This is a genomic window from Biformimicrobium ophioploci, from assembly GCF_030270605.1.
In the GTDB taxonomy this organism is placed as follows: domain Bacteria; phylum Pseudomonadota; class Gammaproteobacteria; order Pseudomonadales; family Cellvibrionaceae; genus Biformimicrobium; species Biformimicrobium ophioploci.
In genome coordinates, this window is sequence record NZ_BSYJ01000003.1 from 191,974 (window position 1) to 207,955 (window position 15,982).

Below are 15,982 nucleotides of genomic sequence, written 5' to 3' on the forward strand. Positions count from 1 at the left end.
CTTTTTTATTGGCGGTAGACGCTGCGGGGTTAGAAAGAACTTTCGGTTTCCGTTGTGGTAGCCACTGCCGGCACCAGCCCTTTCAGCATCATGGTCACGGTGCGCTCCAGCACCGGAGATTCGATTTCCACCGCACCGGAGAGAATCTGGTATTCCAGGTTCATGATGGTGCCGTAAACAATCTGCGCTGCCGCGCCGGAGTCTGCAATCTGTAGCAGATCGAAGAATTCGCGGATCAGCTCCACACTGGCGTCACCGGAAAGGCGCACTGTCTTGGTGAGCTGCGGGTTGCGCACGGCTTCGTTGCGGAAAGCCAGCTCTACCAGACGGTTTTCACGGTCCGATGCCTGGTTGCGGATATGGCTCAGAATAAAGCGGGTGAGCTGCTGTACGATGAGTTTGCGGCCCGGGCCGGAGGCGAGCTCGGAGCGATCCATGCGGCGTGCCGCAGCAAAGCTGTCTTCTTCCAGCTGACGGGTGTCGGCGAGGCTTTGCTCAGCGAAGTAGGTGAAGGCATCGCTGATCAGGTCGTTGAGATCCTTGAAGTAATAAGTGGTGGCCGCGAGCGGAACTTCTGCTTCCTTGGCGACAGCGCGATGGCGAACACCGCGAATCCCTTCCCTGACGATAAGCCTCAGCGTGGCCTCGAGAATGGCCTTGCGACGCTGACGACTATCGGCACGCTGGGCACGGCGGCCCTGATAAACGAGTTCAGACTTTCCAGTGTCTTTGATCATTTTTGTGTCCCTGCTTTTATTATTTACTTCGTTATACGAAGCCACCGGAACTACCTCTAGCCCCAGATTCCAGCGGCGCGCCATCCTGGCTTGTGACAGGCGTTTGTGACGAAATTGCATGCAAGCCTTGCATGCTCGTACACATCCCGATGCCTGTCGCATTCGCTACTTGGCACAGTTTAGCGAATAAAGTGTTTCAGTTCACAGTTTATTAAAGTGGATTCGGCGACATAAATTGTCGATTCGTCCTACTTGAACATGAAAAGTCCCAAGTGTTCTGAATGTCAGGTTGTGCCGCAGGTGGACCCGCGTAACTGTGCCTTTGCTTAAAGAGTAACCCTGTACCAGCGCATTGGGCAATTACTGGATATTGCCTGTTGTACGTACGCGCTTGGACCCTCGTACCACCTGTCGATTCAGCTTCGCGCGGCGCTCGAATTCCGCGTCGATGGCATTCTTCGCAGCGATCAGGAGTCCGGCCACGAGGAAAGCGCCGGGTGGCAGGATGGCGATCAGGAAGCCCGGGTAGTCTTCGCCCAGCAGGGTCAGCTTCCAGTCTTTGGCCGCATCACCAAAGATCAGGTCCATATCGGCAAACAGGGTGCCCTGTCCGAGTAACTCCCGGATGGCGCCAATGGCGATCAGTACCAGCAGGAAGCCGACGCCCATCATGAAACCGTCGAGCGCTGAAGGCCCGACAGGGTTCTTGCTGGCAAAGGCATCGGCACGGCCGAGAATCGTGCAGTTGGTGACGATCAGGGGAATGAAGATACCGAGGATCTGGTAAAGCTCGTAAGTGAATGCCTTCATCAGCAGTTCGGCGCAGGTCGTGAAGGTGGCGATGATCATCACCGATGCGGGTAGTCTTACCGTTGCCGACATATTGTTGCGCAGCAGGGAGACCGCGGTGTTGGAGCAGACCAGTACCGCCAGTGTGGCGAGGCCGAGGCCAATTGCGTTGACGACGGAGCCGGTGACGGCAAGTAGCGGGCACAGGCCCAGCAGCTGCACCAGTGCGGGATTGTTCTTCCAGAGGCCGTTGTGGGTGATTTCCCTGGCAGTCGGGCTGGCCATGACTCAGTTGCTCCCCGATTCTTCTTTGGTGGCTTGCGGGCTGTCTGCCTCGGCTTTGTTGCCCGATACCGGTACCGCGCGCTCGGATTCCGGCGCGCTGAAGATTATGTCGTGGTGGGCGGCCACGAACTCCAGTACCCGCTTCACCTGGCCGACCACAGCGCGCGGGGTGATGGTGGCGCCGGTAAACTGGTCGAAGTCACCACCGTCCCTTTCCACTTTCCAGCGCTCCGGGGGCGGCTCCTGCAGGGAGGTGCCGTTGAATGACAGGATCCAGTCGCTCTTCTTCAGCTCCACCTTGTCACCCAGACCGGGTGTTTCACTGTGGCCGATGACGCGCACACCGGCGACGGTGCCATCGCGGTTGACGCCCACCAGCAGGCGAATCGGGCCGGAATAGCCATCCGGTGCCACCGCCGGGACAATCGCGGCAGTGATCTGGCCGCTTTCCCGGGCCAGGTTGATATTGCCACCCTGTTCGAGGCCCAGGCGTGACCAGTAACCGCGTGGAATCGGGTAGGTATCCACCAGCATGTCATTGCTGTGCCGATCCAGCGGGATAATTTCCAGCAGGGCCTTGGCGGAGGCTTCACGGATCGCCTTTTCGATCGGTTCGCGTGTGACCGACTCCGTAAGGGCAAGGCTGCCCGCCGTGATCAGGGCGAATGCGCCCAGCATGATGGCATTGGAGGAGATCGACTTGCCCAGCATGTCAGTCTTCCTTCTCTGTTGCGCGGCGCGGCGCGGCGTGACCGTAGGTGCGCGGCAGGGTGTAGTTATCGATAAGCGGGGCGGCAAAGTTCATCAACAATACTGCAAAAGCGACTGCATCCGGGTAGCTGCCCCAAACCCGGATCACGAACACCAGGATGCCCACGCCGATACCGAAGTACAGGCGTCCGCGGGTGCTGGTGGCGGAGCTGACCGGGTCCGTAATGATAAAGAACGCACCCAGCATGGTGGCGCCGGAAAACAGGTGCAGTAACGGTGAGCCTTCGCTGAGCGAGCTGCCGCTATCGTAAAAAACGGTGGAAAGCAGGAACAGTGCCGCGAGCATGCCAACCGGTGCGTGCCAGGTAAATACCTTCCGGTACAGCAGGTAAAGCCCGCCCACAAGGAAGGCCAGGTTCACCATCTCCCAGCCAGCGCCGGCAATGCTGCCCTTGGCAAGCACCGGCTCCTCGTTGTACAGCTGGCTCATGATGATGGAGTTATTGTGGCGCACGATCTCCAGCGGAGTCGCCATGGTGAAGCCGTCTACCTGGTAGTTGCCGAAAACCAGGGAGAAAGCTTCTTCGATATCGGGCAGGCCGTGTTCCACCGTTGCCGGGGCAACCCACAGCGTCATTTCTACCGGGAAGCTGATCAGCAGCACCACATAGCCGACCATGGCCGGGTTGAACGGGTTGAAGCCCAGGCCGCCGTAAAGCTGCTTGGCCAGAATGATCGCCGTGGCGGTGCCCACCACCGGGATCCACCAGGGGCAATAGGGCGGCAATGCGACGGCGAGCAGGGCGGCAGTGACCAGTGCGCTGTAGTCGCGCAGGTAGAACCCGATCGGGCGGCCGCGCAGTTTGAGCATCAGGGCTTCACTGGCCAGGGCGGTCAGGCCGCACAGTGCCAGGTTGAATAACACGCCGACGCCGAAGTAGGCCACCAACGCCACGATGCCCGGCACCATTGCGGCCAGCACCAGTTGCATGATGTTGGCCGAAGTCTGCGGCTGTGCCGTATGCGGGGATGAAGCGTGCATCAAGGCCATTACTGTTGTTCCCCCATCTGCTGGCGCTTCTCCGCGAGCTTGTTTTCCATCTTATCCAGGGCGGCCTGGAAAGCGGGCACATTTTCGTTGCCCTCATCCTGCGCTTTCCGGAGCCGTTGGCGCGCCTTTTCCACGCGTTGCTCCAGGCTGCTCAATTCCGCCGCCAGTTTTTCTTCGTCGCTCATGCCGGCGCGCGCTTGCGCGGCGGCGCGGGCACGCTCGATGGCCTGTTGCGCCTTGTCGTTCCCCGCCGGCGGCGTGGTGGCTTCACCCGGTTCCTGCTGTTGCAGCTGCGCGAGTTCCTGCTCCGCAACGACCAGCTTCTCCTGAAACTTGCGATGGTTGTCCCGGAGCGCGGCCTGCAGTTCCGCATCCTGCTCCTGCGGGATCTTTTCTTCCATCTTTTGAATGCGCTGGCGCAGGCTGTCCACACTCTTCTGCGCTTTCTCCAGCGGGGACATGGCAGCCTTGTTGCGCGCACGCGCAATGGCCGCATCCACCGCAGCGGCGGCGCTGGAAGTTTTTTCTGGCTGATCCAGTGCTGTCAGCTTCTGCTGTGCCTCGCCGAGTTTCAATTGTGCGGCCTTGAGCTGCGCCTGAAGCTGGTCGCGCTGCGTACCTTCGGCTGCGGAGGCTTTTTCCTCGAGTTTCTGCACCCGCTCTTGTGCGCTTTTAACGCTGCGCTCTGCGCGCGCCTTTTGCTGTTCCGGTGAGCTTTCTTTTGCCTTCACCCGTGCCAACGCCGCGGCGACGACATCGGCTTCGCTGCTGGCACCGCTAGTACCGGCCTTGTCAGAGGCTGGCTGTGCGGCCTTGCGCTTGCGCGCTTCCTCCGCGGCTTTCTTGCGGGCCTGGCGTTTGGCTTCTTTTTCCTGTTCGGCTTTTTCCAGTCGCGCCTTGCGGAACTCGAAGCGCTCGCGCGCGCGATCGGACTTGAGCTTCTCCTGCTCGGCTTCGCGCATGGTGCCCTTGGCAGCACGGTAATACTGGACCAGGGGAATGTGGCTGGGGCAGACGTAGGCACAGGCGCCGCACTCGATGCAGTCCTTGATGCTGTAGGCTTCCAGCTTTTCGTAGTCTTCGGCGCGGGCATACCAGTACAGCTGTTGCGGTAGCAGGGAGGCCGGGCAGGCCTCCGCGCAGATACCGCAGCGAATACAGGGTTGGGCTGGCACTGGTGCGGGCAGCTCTTTCCGGGCTGGCACCAGGATGCAGTTGGTGGTCTTGACCACGGGCACCCGCTCATCCTGGACGGTGAAGCCCATCATGGGGCCGCCAATGACGATTTTTGCCATCTGTTCGCGGTCAATACCATGGTTGGCAAGAATATGGCCAACCGGCGTGCCCAGCGGAACCTCGATATTGCGCTGAATATCCAGCGCCTCGCCCACCACCGTGGTAATCCGGCTGACAAGCGGTTCACCGAACTGGATTGCGCGGTAGATCGCCGCCGCGGTGCCGACGTTCTGGCAGATCACACCCACTTCCGCCGGCAGGTGCTCGGATGGCACTTCCCGGCCCGTGAGAATCTGAATCAGCTGCTTTTCACCCCCGGACGGATATTTGGTGGGGAATACCACCACTTCAAAACGGGTGCCCTCGCAGGCTTCGCGCATCTCCTTGATGGCTTCGGGTTTGTTGTCCTCGATACCGATCAGGACATCTGCCGGTTCGTGTAACAGGTGAGCGAGGATTTCGGCACCTGCGACGATTTCCTCCGGGCGCACGCGCATGATGGTGTCGTCGGCGGTGATATAGGGCTCACACTCGGTTCCGTTCAGGATCAGGGTATCGATCGGTGCATTGCCCTTCGGGTTCAGCTTGATGGCGGCCGGGAAGCCGGCGCCACCGAGGCCGGCAATGCCGCACTCGCGGATATGGTGGAGGACCTCTGAGCGGTCCCGCTCACGATAGTCCTGCATCGGGTACAGCTCGCACCAGGTATCCGAGAAGTCAGAGCTGATTTCAATCGCCTCGGCCTGCAGACCGGACGGGTGCGGCATGGTGTAGTCGCCAATACGGGTAACGGTGCCTGATGTGGGCGCATGCACCGGCGCACTGATAGGACCGTCTGCTTCTGCAATTTTCTGGCCCTTGAGGACCCTGTCTCCCTCTTTTACCAGTGCAATGGCCGGCGCACCGATATGCTGGCTCAGCGGCACGATCAGGCTTGGTGCTAGCGGAATGTGCGCGAGCGGCAGCTGCATGGACTGCGCCTTGTGCTCCGGTGGGTGCACACCGCCGGGAATGTCCCAGATCCGGCGGCTGCTGCGGGTGCGTTCGGTGGTGTGCGCCATTACGCAGCCCCCCTGATTTCACCAATCTTGTCGGTGGCGATCAGCTGGCTGTGAGCCCCCGGTTTTTCCCAGACCCAGCTGCGCGGGGTTGTCTCCACCGGAATCATATCGATACAGTCTACGGGGCAGGGCTCGACACACAGGTCACAGCCGGTGCATTCGTCGGCAATAACAGTGTGCATCTGCTTGGCAGCGCCGAGGATGGCATCAACCGGGCAGGCCTGGATACATTTGGTGCAGCCGATGCACTCGTCCTCACGGATGAACGCGACTTTCTTGATGTCTTCCGAGCCGTGCTCCTCATCGAGGGGAACGGCTTCCACGTCCAGCAGGTTGGCCAGCTGGTTGATGGTGGCCTGTCCGCCGGGTGGGCATTTGTTGATGGCATCGCCGTTGGCAATGGCCTCGGCATAGGGGCGACAGCCGGGATAGCCGCACTGGCCGCACTGGGTCTGCGGCAGTATAGAGTCGATCTGGTCGACAATGGGATCGCCCTCGACCTTGAAGCGGATGGCGGCGAAACCCAGTATGGCGCCAAATACCAGCGCCATGCCGCCAAGCACCAGCATGGCATCGGAAACAGAAGCAAACCAGCTCAATGCATTCCCCCTATACCAGACCGGTAAAGCCCATAAAGGCCAGTGACATCAGGCCGGCGGTGATCATGCCGATGGCCGCGCCCTTGAATGGGGTTGGTACATCCGCCACGGCGAGCCGTTCACGCATTGCCGCGAACAGGATCAGTACCAGTGAGAAGCCCAGGGCGGCGCCAAACCCGTAAAAAGTGGATTGCAGGAAGTTATTGGCCTTGAGGGTGTTCTGCAGGGCGACACCGAGCACCGCGCAGTTGGTGGTGATCAGCGGTAGGAAGACCCCAAGTACCCGGTAAAGGAGCGGGCTGGTCTTCTCGATAAACATGCGCGCAAACTGCACCACCACGGCGATCACCAGGATGAAGGCGATGGTGCGCAGGTACTCCAGGCCGTAGGGTGCCAGCAGGTACTTGTTGACCAGGTAGGAGCAGATTGCTGCCAGGGTTAGCACGAAGGTGGTGGCACCACCCATACCTACGGCGGTCTCCAGTTTATTGGAGACACCCATAAACGGGCACAGCCCGAGGAACTGCACCAGTACGTAGTTGTTCACCAGGACAGTGCTGAGCAGGATTACGGCGAATTCAGTCATGGCAATCCACAGGTTGAATGACCCGTTATTATCGTCGCTTCCATTATTCCCTTCAATACAGGTTCCATTTTATTGATAGTCGAAAATGGAATAACGCTAGTCACAATACCCCTTTTCCTTCTGGTAACTGGTACGTAGTGCGCTAGTTTGGACCCATTGGCAGGGCTACGCTCAGAAGCCACACGCGGCAATTCGCCGTGTGCCACTGCAAGGAGGCGTTATGCGTATCAGCAAGCAGGTGTGTGTAGCGGTAATGGTGGTATTCAGCGGTTTGGTTTCTGCCGCTGAGGCTGTTCAGGAGAAACAGCAGCAAATGACCCCATACCAAGGGGAGGAAGTGAGCGGCCAGTGGATCTACGATGCCAGTGCCGCGGGAATCTACCAGCGCAGCGGATCCATCGATAATGGTCCGCTGGTCATCACGTCCGATTCGGCCAGTGGCGACTCCCTCGGTTACGTCATGAAGCGCCTCGATGCCAGTCATTTCCGTGGCAAGCGGGTGCTCGCGACTTTCAGGGCCAAGCCAACGAAGGTCAGCCACACCGTAGTGGCATGGATCAGCGCGGCCGACCAGAAAGATGATCAGCGTGAGTACCTGACGTGGGACAACACCTGGGTAACCCCATGGGCGGGCACTTCTGACTGGGCTGAAAAGCGTATGGTGCTGCAGGTTCCGCTGGAAGCCGACTACCTCTTCGTAGGAGCCGGGCTGGCGGGGACCGGGAAGGTCGAGATAGGGCCGATTGACCTGGAAATTGTCGCAGACTCTGTTGCCGTGACGGACAAGGGGTTTATCAGCAAGCTTTACAAGGCCGGTAAGTACCGAGCCTACCTGGCTGAGCTCGACAAGATCGACTTCGGGCACCGCTACGATTACCGCTATGCGGTGTATACCCTGCAACGTTTTTACGCGCTGAGTGAACTGGGTGATGACGATGCGGCCGATGAGGCGCTGACGGAAATCTACGACCTGGTGGAAAGCGCCGACTGGCAGAGCGTGAACAATACCGCCTGGGGCCAGGAGCTACGCGCCGAAGTCCTGTTTCTTGCCGATGAAATGGGGCCCGAGGATTATCTGCGCACAGTCAGTAGTATTGAGTTCCCGGCGGAGCGCGACAGCAAGGCAGCTATGAAATCTGCGTACAGTGCAATCGGGTTTTACCACCGGATGACCGGCAATTACACCGCGGCAAAAGGCGCCTATGCCAAGGCCGCTTCACGGGAGTGGGGCAAGGACCTCAGTTACGACAGCGCGGACAGGCGACTCAAAGAGATGGAACAGCAGCTCGCAGCGATTGAGGAACAGTAGTTAGAGGGCAGGTCGTAAAAATCGAAGCCCGGCATTGCCGGGCCTTTTTGTTTCTGTCGGGTTATTTTGCCGCGGAAGGCGCGACAGTCAGCAATGCTTGAATCGAGGTGAAATAAGGTGCTGGAAGTTTTTGTGAGGTCCGTCACATACTGAAAATTAACCCTATATTCTGCATGTGATTAACATGCGTCTATATAGGTATAAAGTCGTGCGCAAACTTCTTCTTCCCCTCGTTTTCATGCTCTTCTCGATTCATCTGCATGCCCAACCAACGGAAGCGCCTGTCGATGCCGACTATTACCCGCCAGCATCGGACGAAAAGGTTCGCCTCGGGCAGTTATTGTTTTTTGACAAGATACTGAGCGGCAATCGCAATATCTCCTGCGCAACCTGCCACCATCCGATGGCTGGTACGGGCGATGGCTTGTCGCTTCCCGTAGGTGAAGGCGGGCGTGGAATCGGCGTGATGCGTGTTGCGCCTGTGAGAACAATATTGCAGCGAGTTCCGCGGAATGCGCCGCATATCTTCAATATTGGTGCAATGGAGTTCACCGCGATGTTTGCGGATGGTCGCATTGAGGTAGACCCAACGCAGCCCAGCGGTTTTCGAACGCCCGCCGGCGATGATTTGCCGATGGGGCTGGAAAATGTGGTCGCGGCTCAGGCGATGTTTCCAGTAACAAACCCGATTGAGATGGCCGGTCAGCCTGGCGAGAACCGTCAGGGGCGACTGGTGGATAATCTTCCCGCTCTTTGGAATTTCATCGCGCGGAAGTTGCGACGTAATGAAGAATATGTCGAGCTTTTCAAGGCGGCTTTTCCGGACAAGATATTCAGCGCAGGTGATATCACATTCGTGGATGCCGCCAATGCCATTGCTGCTTTCGAGATTGCAGTGGGCCGTTACGACAACAGTCCGTTCGACAAATTCTTACGTGGCGACCAATCCGCGCTGACGGACAACCAGAAAGCGGGCATGGACCTCTTCTATGGCGACGCGGGATGTGGTGGTTTCTGCCACAGCGGCAAGTTCCAGACCAATCATCGCTATTTCTCGATTGCGATGCCCCAGATTGGACCCGGTGTGGGCGATGGGATAGGCGGTGTGGAAGACTTTGGTCGCGAACGGGTCACCGGAAATGAAGGGGATCGGTATCGTTTCCGCGTACCCAGCTTGCGCAATATTTCAGTCACTGCACCATACGGTCATGCTGGCGCCTATGACACGCTGGAATCGGTGGTGGAGCACTATAACGACCGGGTTGGCTCCCTGATGTCTTACGACCCTGCCGAAGCTGTTTTGCCGGCTAACAGGAACCTGGATCCGCTGGACTTTGTGGCAATGTCCAACCAGGAAATTCTTGCGGCAATTGCGGCATCTACCCGTGCAACTGAGCTCGAGCTTACTGATACCCAGAAACGGCAATTAGTGGAATTTATGGGGGCGCTCACCGACCCGGGTGTTTACGATATGCGCTGGCAGGTGCCGGACAGCGTGCCCAGCGGCCTGCCGGTTCGCGATTAGGGTGCGGCCTGTTCGCCCGCCTGTTCGTTCTAAAGCGCGGTGATATTGGCAGTGACCCCATCGAGGAGTCGCTGTCGTGCTTCACGGCTGATCCATGCGCTGTGCGGGGTGATCAGCAGGTTGGGAATATCCCCGTCGAGTAGCGGGTGATCGGAAGGTGGAGGCTCCACGCTTAATACGTCCAGCGCGGCGCCGCCGAGTTTGCCAGACCGCAATGCCGCCGCAAGTGCAGCCTCATCCACCAGCCCGCCGCGTGCAGTGTTCACCAGCAATGCGCCGGGCTTCATGTTCTGCAGAAACGCCGCATCGACAAGCCTGTCCGTCTGCTCGGTGAGCGGGCAGTGCAGGGAGATCACGTCGGACTGCGCCAGCAATTCTTTGAGGGAAGTGCGTCCGGCATGCTCGGTGCCGGTAAAAGACTCGGCGACCAGCACCTGCATTCCGAGCGCTTTGAATAACGCTGCAGTACCCTGGCCCAGGTTGCCATAACCGATAATGCCGGCGGTCTTGCCGGCCAGCTCCATCACCGGGTAATCGAGGCGGCAGAAAACCGGCGACTCGCTCCAGCGCCCGTTTTTTACGTCGGCATCGTACTGGTGCAGGCGTGTCGCCAGCGCCAGCAACATTGCCATGGCGTGCTGCGGCACGGAGGCGCCGGCATACCCCTCCACATTCCTGACCGGGATACCACGCTCCTCTGCCGCTGCCAGGTCGACATTGTTGGTGCCGGTCGCGCAGACGCAGATCAGCTCCAGGTTAGCGGCGCCTTCGATCAACGCCCGATCCAGCACCACCTTGTTGGTGACCACCACCTCGGCGCTGGCAATGCGCTCCGCCACCTGTTCCGGGCTGGTGGTTTCAAAGAAGTCCCAGTGATCCAGGCTGGTCTCGAAGGCTGAGGTGTCCAGCTCATCGAGCTGCATGGTGAGGGTATCGAGGAATACGCCGCGCATTGCAATTTCTTCTATTGTTGCGACCGGCCATTGTGGGCGGCGCTGAGGCGCGGTCCGGGACGGGGTGACAAAACATTTGCAGCCAGCTGCAGCTTTGGAACCCCGTACCGGTAAAGCGCCGTGATAATCTTGGGTTTAGAGGACTCTCATTCCCGGCTGTGCGCCCTCATGCGGTTCCAGAATCCACAGATCCTTGCCGCCCGGGCCGGCTGCCAGCACCATGCCCTCGCTGATACCGAAGCGCATCTTGCGCGGCGCCAGGTTAGCGACCATTACGGTTAGCTTGCCCTGCAGGTCTTCGGGCTTGTAGGCGCTCTTGATGCCGGAGAACACCTGACGGGTTTCGCCGCCCAGATCCAGGGTCAGCTTCAGCAGCTTGCCGGCGCCTTCCACGTGCTCGGCCTTGGCGATCAGCGCCACGCGCAGGTCCACCTTGGCGAAGTCGTCAAACTGGACCTCTTCGGCAATCGGGTCGTCGGCGAGCGGACCGCTCTTGGTTTCGCTGGCGGCGCCCGGTGTTGCCATGGCCGCTGCCAGTGCTTCCTTGGCGGACTCCATCATGGCGTCAACCTGGGTCTGTTCGACGCGCTGCATCAGTGGCTTGAATTTGTTGATGCTGTGGCCAAGCAGCGGCTCCAGTTTCTCTCCCCAGGCCAGGTCGGCACCGAGGAACTCGGTAGCCTTGGCGGCGGTGTTCGGCAGTACCGGTGCCAGCCAGGTCATCAGCGCACGAAACATATTCACGCCCTGGGAGCAGATACCGAGTACTTCTGCTTCGGTGCCTTCCTGCTTGGCCAGTGACCACGGCGCTTTCTCTGCAATCCAGGCATTGGCGGTATCGGCCAGCGCCATGATCTCGCGCATCGCCTTGGCGAACTCGCGCTGCTCGTACAGTTCGGTAATCTGCGGTGCGGCGTCGACGAACTGCTGCCACAGGGCTTCGTCGTGAATGCTGTCTGCCAGCACGCCGCCGGACTTGGATACAAATTTGGCAGTGCGCGAGGCAATGTTCACCACCTTGCCCACCAGGTCCGAGTTGACCCGCTGGATAAAGTCCTCGAGATTCAGGTCCAGGTCGTCCACGCCGGCGGTCAGCTTGGCCGCGAAGTAGTAACGCAGGTACTCGGGGTTCAGGTGTTCCAGATAGCTGCGCGCATTGATAAAGGTACCGCGCGACTTGGACATCTTCTTGCCGTTCACGGTCAGGAAGCCGTGCACGCACACCTTGGTGGGGGTGCGGAAATCGGCGGAAGTCAGCATGGCTGGCCAGAACAGGGCGTGGAAGTTGACGATGTCCTTGCCGATAAAGTGATACACCTCGGCACTGCTGTCTTTTTTCCAGTATTCCTGCCAGTCCAGGCCCTTTTGGTCGCAGTAGTTCTTGAGGCTGGCCATGTAACCGATCGGTGCGTCCAGCCACACGTAGAAGTACTTGCCCGGTTCCCCCGGGATCTCAAAGCCGAAGTAGGGCGCATCGCGGGAGATGTCCCACTCCTGCAGGCCTTCGTCCAGCCACTCGGACAGCTTGTTCGCCACTTCGGTCTGCAGGGTGCCGGAGCGGGTCCACTCTTTCAGGAAGTCGGTGAATTCCGGCAGGGTGAAGAAGAAGTGCTCGGACGCCTTTTCCACCGGGGTCGCACCGGAAATCACGGATTTCGGGTTGATCAGTTCGGTGGGGCTGTAGGTAGCGCCACAGGCTTCACAGTTGTCGCCGTACTGGTCTTCGGTCTTGCATTTGGGGCAGGTGCCCTTGATATAGCGATCCGCGAGGAACAGCTCTTTTTCCGGGTCAAAGGCCTGGGTGATGTTGCGCACAGCGATATGGCCATTGGCGCGCAGGCGCTTGTAGATCAGCGCAGACAGCTCGCGGTTTTCCTCGGAGTGGGTGGAGTGGTAGTTGTCCACGCCAATCAGGAAGTCGGCAAAGTCGCGCTGGTGCTCGGCCTGCATATTGGCAATATGCGCTTCCGCGCTGATACCGAGCTGCTCGGCCTTGAGCATGATGGCGGTGCCGTGTGCGTCGTCCGCACACATGTACAGGCAGTCGTGACCTCGCGCTTTCTGGAAGCGGGTCCAGATATCGGTCTGGATATACTCCAGTACATGCCCGAGGTGCAGGGACCCGTTGGCGTAGGGCAGGGCGCTGGTGACAAGGATTTTGCGCGGGTGACTCATATTGCTGCCTGTATAGATGTTCACGATTCAAGGGCCTGGTCGGATGGCGGGATTTCAAAACCGTCGCGCACAAGGACGTGCGCGCCGGAGCTACATGGATGTATTCATGCGCTTTTGAAATCCCGTACCCGGACAGGCCTGGGTGGCACAGGGCCAAAAAAGAGCGCGAAATATAGCAGATTTCACGCCCCGCTGACACGCGCAGCCTGCTCCGGGGTCCATGCAGCTTGGCGCCCGCGGTCGCTCGACTTAGTATTCGCACTGGACACACAAGGACACCGGAGATTCAAGTGACCGACGATCATCACGAACACGACCTCAGCCCCGAATTGACCGAGGCCCTGGAGGGCATTGCAGAGGCCCTCGGCAGGCTGGTGGACCCGGTGACCGGCATGCCGCTGGATGAGACCGAGGCGGAAATCGAGGTGGGGTATGACGATGGTACCGTGTTTGCCGGTGTCACCCTGGGTTACCCCTGCGGGGGCCTCGCCGGGCAGTGGGAAGAGATGGCGCAGGAAGCCTGTCGCCCGTTAATGGAAAAGGCACCTCTCGTCGGCAGCGAGCTGCAGTTTGACCTGTTTTTCGAGGCCGCCGGCACCGAGGCCCCGGACCACTCTGAAACCCTGGCCGGGGTGAAGCAGATTATTGCCGTAGCGTCCGGCAAGGGCGGCGTCGGCAAGTCCACCACCGCGGTCAACCTGGCGCTGGCGCTGGTAGCAGAGGGGGCCCGGGTGGGCATTCTGGACGCGGATATTTATGGCCCGAGCATGCCACTGATGCTGGGGGTGAAAGAGGGTACCCGCCCGGAAGTGGAAGAGCAGAAATTCTTTGTCCCGATCGAGGCGCACGGGCTCAAGACCATGTCCCTCGGTTACCTGATGACAGAGGATACCCCGGCGGTATGGCGCGGGCCCATGGCCGGCGGCGCACTGCAGCAGATTCTGGGGCAGACCCGCTGGGGCGATCTGGATTACCTGATTGTGGACATGCCGCCCGGGACCGGTGATATCCAGCTCACCCTGTCCCAGAAGGCCACCCTTGCCGGTGCGATTATCGTCACTACGCCGCAGGATCTGGCGTTACTCGATGCGATCAAGGGTGTGGAGATGTTCCGTAAAGTCGAAGTGCCGGTACTGGGTATTGTCGAGAATATGGCGATCCATACCTGCTCCAGCTGTGGCCATAAGGAGCATATTTTCGGTGCGGGCGGCGGTGAGAAGATGGCGGAGAGTTACGGCGTCTGCATGCTGGGCTCGTTGCCGCTGGCGATGTCGATCCGTGAGCAGGCGGACAGTGGTAACCCGACTGTGGCGGCGGACCCTGACAGCGATGAATCCCTGATCTATCGGGCTATGGCCCGCCGGGCTACGGCAGAGGCCTGGCTGAACGCCGATGACGGCCCGGAGATTGAAATCGTCTGATCAGGTGTGCCTTAAATAAATTCTTCGGAGCAGGAGGCGGAAAACCCCCGGCCGCGCATGGGCGGCAGGGGGCAACACATATAATCTTGAGGCTTTCTTACCAGAGAATCTTCAGTTTCTTTGCGCCAAACTTTCGCGCGGCCTTCACGTCGGATTCCATCCAGATATCGATCTTGTTCCTCCAGCGCTTGTTCATCCGGTCGCGCACGGTAAAGACACCCAGCCCTTCAATTTCCACTTTGGCACCGTTGGTCAGGCCCAGTTTTTCCAGGTCGCGGGAAACGGCGATGATCTTCTGGCCCGGCTTCAGCTTGTTGTTCCAGGCTGCCAGCCATGGAGTGTCATCCGTCTGCCCGGGTACGGAGTTGTAGGCGGTGGCCGTTACAACGCGCTTCCTTTTCTTTTCGCCGGCTTTGGTTTCAATACCTGCGAATGCAGTCGGCGCAGTCATTCCGATGAAACCTGAAAGCATCAGAAAAGCCAGGTTTTTGGCGAGTTTTTTCATAACGGTCACTACCTCTCTGTCTTGTCGCTAATCCGTATTCGACGATGTAACAAGTACAAGATCGAATAACTGATTAGTTTTTAAGCATTGGTGGCTATGATACGGGTCAAAAATTGACCATCAAGGGCGGGGGGGTAATTATCCGGAAAAGACAATTGACCGCTCAGGCAGGGTGGTTCAGAGCGATATCGCCCTAGCGCATCGGGAAAATTGCGGATAATTCGATCCGCTGATTACGCTGTCATCGGACCAAAACAGGTGTTCGAATGTGCTTTTTAGAGAGGATTGCCGGTCATTCTCGCTAGAGAGCTGTCGTGCTGGAGCGGATTTCTGTCTGTAACTGACTCTTCAGGTCGTTGAGGTAGGCGAGATCCTCGGCCAGATCGGTAAATCCGTGCTCACGATCGAGCGCGACTGCCTGTTCCAGGAAATCCACCGCGGCTGACAGGTCGCCCCGCCATTCCGCCAGCTGGCCCAGGTTGTAACAGGTGATCGAAAGGTTGTGCCAGTCGCTGCCACTGATCAGCTCCTCCCGGGCATCCAGGTAGAGGCCGTTGGCGCGCCGGGTGAGCTGGCGGAATTCGACAGACTCTGTCGACAGTTGCAGCGCCTGCTGGTGATAGCTGTGCGCGAGCGCCGACAGGGCACGTCCACGCAGGATCTTGTCATCCTGCTCGTCGGCAAGCATGCGCGCAAACTGCTGGCGTGCCAGGGGCAGCATTTCAGGGCGGGCACCGAGGCCGATATGCATCAGCAGTTTGCCGTACTGGAAGCGCAGGCTGGGAGATTCGGCGTCGGTTGCGGCGGACAGGGCGGTCTCGTAGGCAAGCAGTGCCTGCTCGTATTCGCCTTGTGCCGCCAGTTGGTCGGCTGATAGCGGGCTGGCCGGCAGCTGGTTGACCGGGACCTGGTCGATGGCATCGGTAGCGCCGGCCGCCGGCATGGCCGGCAGTGCGGTCAGCGCCGCAAGGAAAAGCGGCGCCAGAATTTTTTCCCGAATTTGCCAATACACCGGTGTTTCACCCCGCAGGAACCTTCC

General features: G+C 59.4%; 14 protein-coding genes. 3 read left to right on the forward strand and 11 right to left on the reverse strand.

The features are described 5' to 3' along the window. Window positions 1-29: 29 nt before the first annotated feature. The 7 genes from QSJ80_RS07555 to rsxA form a co-directional block, all read right to left on the reverse strand. Entirely contained in the window at window positions 30-737 is a 708-nt protein-coding gene (locus QSJ80_RS07555; RefSeq protein WP_285763823.1) for a TetR/AcrR family transcriptional regulator, read from the reverse strand. A 360-nt stretch (window positions 738-1,097) separates the two neighbouring features. After that, window positions 1,098-1,811: an electron transport complex subunit E gene (locus QSJ80_RS07560; protein ID WP_285763824.1), complete on the reverse strand. Its 714-nt coding sequence runs from the start codon at window positions 1,809-1,811 to the stop codon at window positions 1,098-1,100. Between the two features lie 3 nt (window positions 1,812-1,814). Further along, window positions 1,815-2,522: an electron transport complex subunit RsxG gene (gene rsxG / locus QSJ80_RS07565; protein WP_285763825.1), complete on the reverse strand. Its 708-nt coding sequence runs from the start codon at window positions 2,520-2,522 to the stop codon at window positions 1,815-1,817. A 1-nt stretch (window position 2,523) separates the two neighbouring features. Then, complete coding sequence (gene rsxD, locus QSJ80_RS07570) at window positions 2,524-3,573, reverse strand: electron transport complex subunit RsxD (RefSeq protein ID WP_285763826.1); 1,050 nt, start codon at window positions 3,571-3,573, stop codon at window positions 2,524-2,526. Further along, complete coding sequence (gene rsxC / locus QSJ80_RS07575; protein WP_285763827.1) at window positions 3,573-5,870, reverse strand: electron transport complex subunit RsxC; 2,298 nt, start codon at window positions 5,868-5,870, stop codon at window positions 3,573-3,575. Before rsxC ends, rsxD begins: the two co-directional genes overlap by 1 nt. Beyond that, window positions 5,870-6,439, reverse strand: a complete 570-nt coding sequence (gene rsxB / locus QSJ80_RS07580; protein WP_285764291.1) for an electron transport complex subunit RsxB — start codon at window positions 6,437-6,439, stop codon at window positions 5,870-5,872. Before rsxB ends, rsxC begins: the two co-directional genes overlap by 1 nt. A gap of 40 nt (window positions 6,440-6,479) precedes the next feature. Then, the gene (rsxA, locus tag QSJ80_RS07585; RefSeq protein ID WP_285763828.1) at window positions 6,480-7,055 is read right to left on the reverse strand and encodes an electron transport complex subunit RsxA; all 576 of its coding nucleotides are present in this window, start codon (window positions 7,053-7,055) and stop codon (window positions 6,480-6,482) included. Between the two features lie 220 nt (window positions 7,056-7,275). Here rsxA and QSJ80_RS07590 point away from each other — a divergent pair, with 220 nt between their 5' ends. Together QSJ80_RS07590 and QSJ80_RS07595 are read left to right on the forward strand one after the other, a co-directional pair. Further along, window positions 7,276-8,364 (forward strand): hypothetical protein, encoded by a 1,089-nt coding sequence (locus QSJ80_RS07590; protein WP_285763829.1) that lies wholly within the window; start codon window positions 7,276-7,278, stop codon window positions 8,362-8,364. Between the two features lie 208 nt (window positions 8,365-8,572). Then, window positions 8,573-9,889: a cytochrome-c peroxidase gene (locus tag QSJ80_RS07595; protein ID WP_285763830.1), complete on the forward strand. Its 1,317-nt coding sequence runs from the start codon at window positions 8,573-8,575 to the stop codon at window positions 9,887-9,889. Window positions 9,890-9,918: 29 nt separating this feature from the next. Here QSJ80_RS07595 and QSJ80_RS07600 read toward each other — a convergent pair whose 3' ends face one another. Continuing rightward, window positions 9,919-10,842 (reverse strand): D-2-hydroxyacid dehydrogenase, encoded by a 924-nt coding sequence (locus tag QSJ80_RS07600; RefSeq protein ID WP_285763831.1) that lies wholly within the window; start codon window positions 10,840-10,842, stop codon window positions 9,919-9,921. Window positions 10,843-10,977: 135 nt separating this feature from the next. Continuing rightward, the gene (gene metG / locus QSJ80_RS07605) at window positions 10,978-13,017 is read right to left on the reverse strand and encodes a methionine--tRNA ligase (RefSeq protein ID WP_285763832.1); all 2,040 of its coding nucleotides are present in this window, start codon (window positions 13,015-13,017) and stop codon (window positions 10,978-10,980) included. A 290-nt stretch (window positions 13,018-13,307) separates the two neighbouring features. On the opposite strand from metG, the gene apbC reads away from it, so the two are divergent. Continuing rightward, window positions 13,308-14,438, forward strand: coding sequence for an iron-sulfur cluster carrier protein ApbC (gene apbC, locus QSJ80_RS07610; RefSeq protein WP_285763833.1), 1,131 nt, complete (start codon window positions 13,308-13,310; stop codon window positions 14,436-14,438). Between the two features lie 97 nt (window positions 14,439-14,535). Here the strand turns inward: apbC and QSJ80_RS07615 are convergent, their stop codons facing one another. Together QSJ80_RS07615 and QSJ80_RS07620 are read right to left on the reverse strand one after the other, a co-directional pair. Further along, window positions 14,536-14,943, reverse strand: coding sequence for a 3D domain-containing protein (locus QSJ80_RS07615; protein WP_285763834.1), 408 nt, complete (start codon window positions 14,941-14,943; stop codon window positions 14,536-14,538). Window positions 14,944-15,244: 301 nt separating this feature from the next. Then, complete coding sequence (locus QSJ80_RS07620) at window positions 15,245-15,955, reverse strand: tetratricopeptide repeat protein (RefSeq protein ID WP_285763835.1); 711 nt, start codon at window positions 15,953-15,955, stop codon at window positions 15,245-15,247. Window positions 15,956-15,982 lie beyond the last annotated feature (27 nt).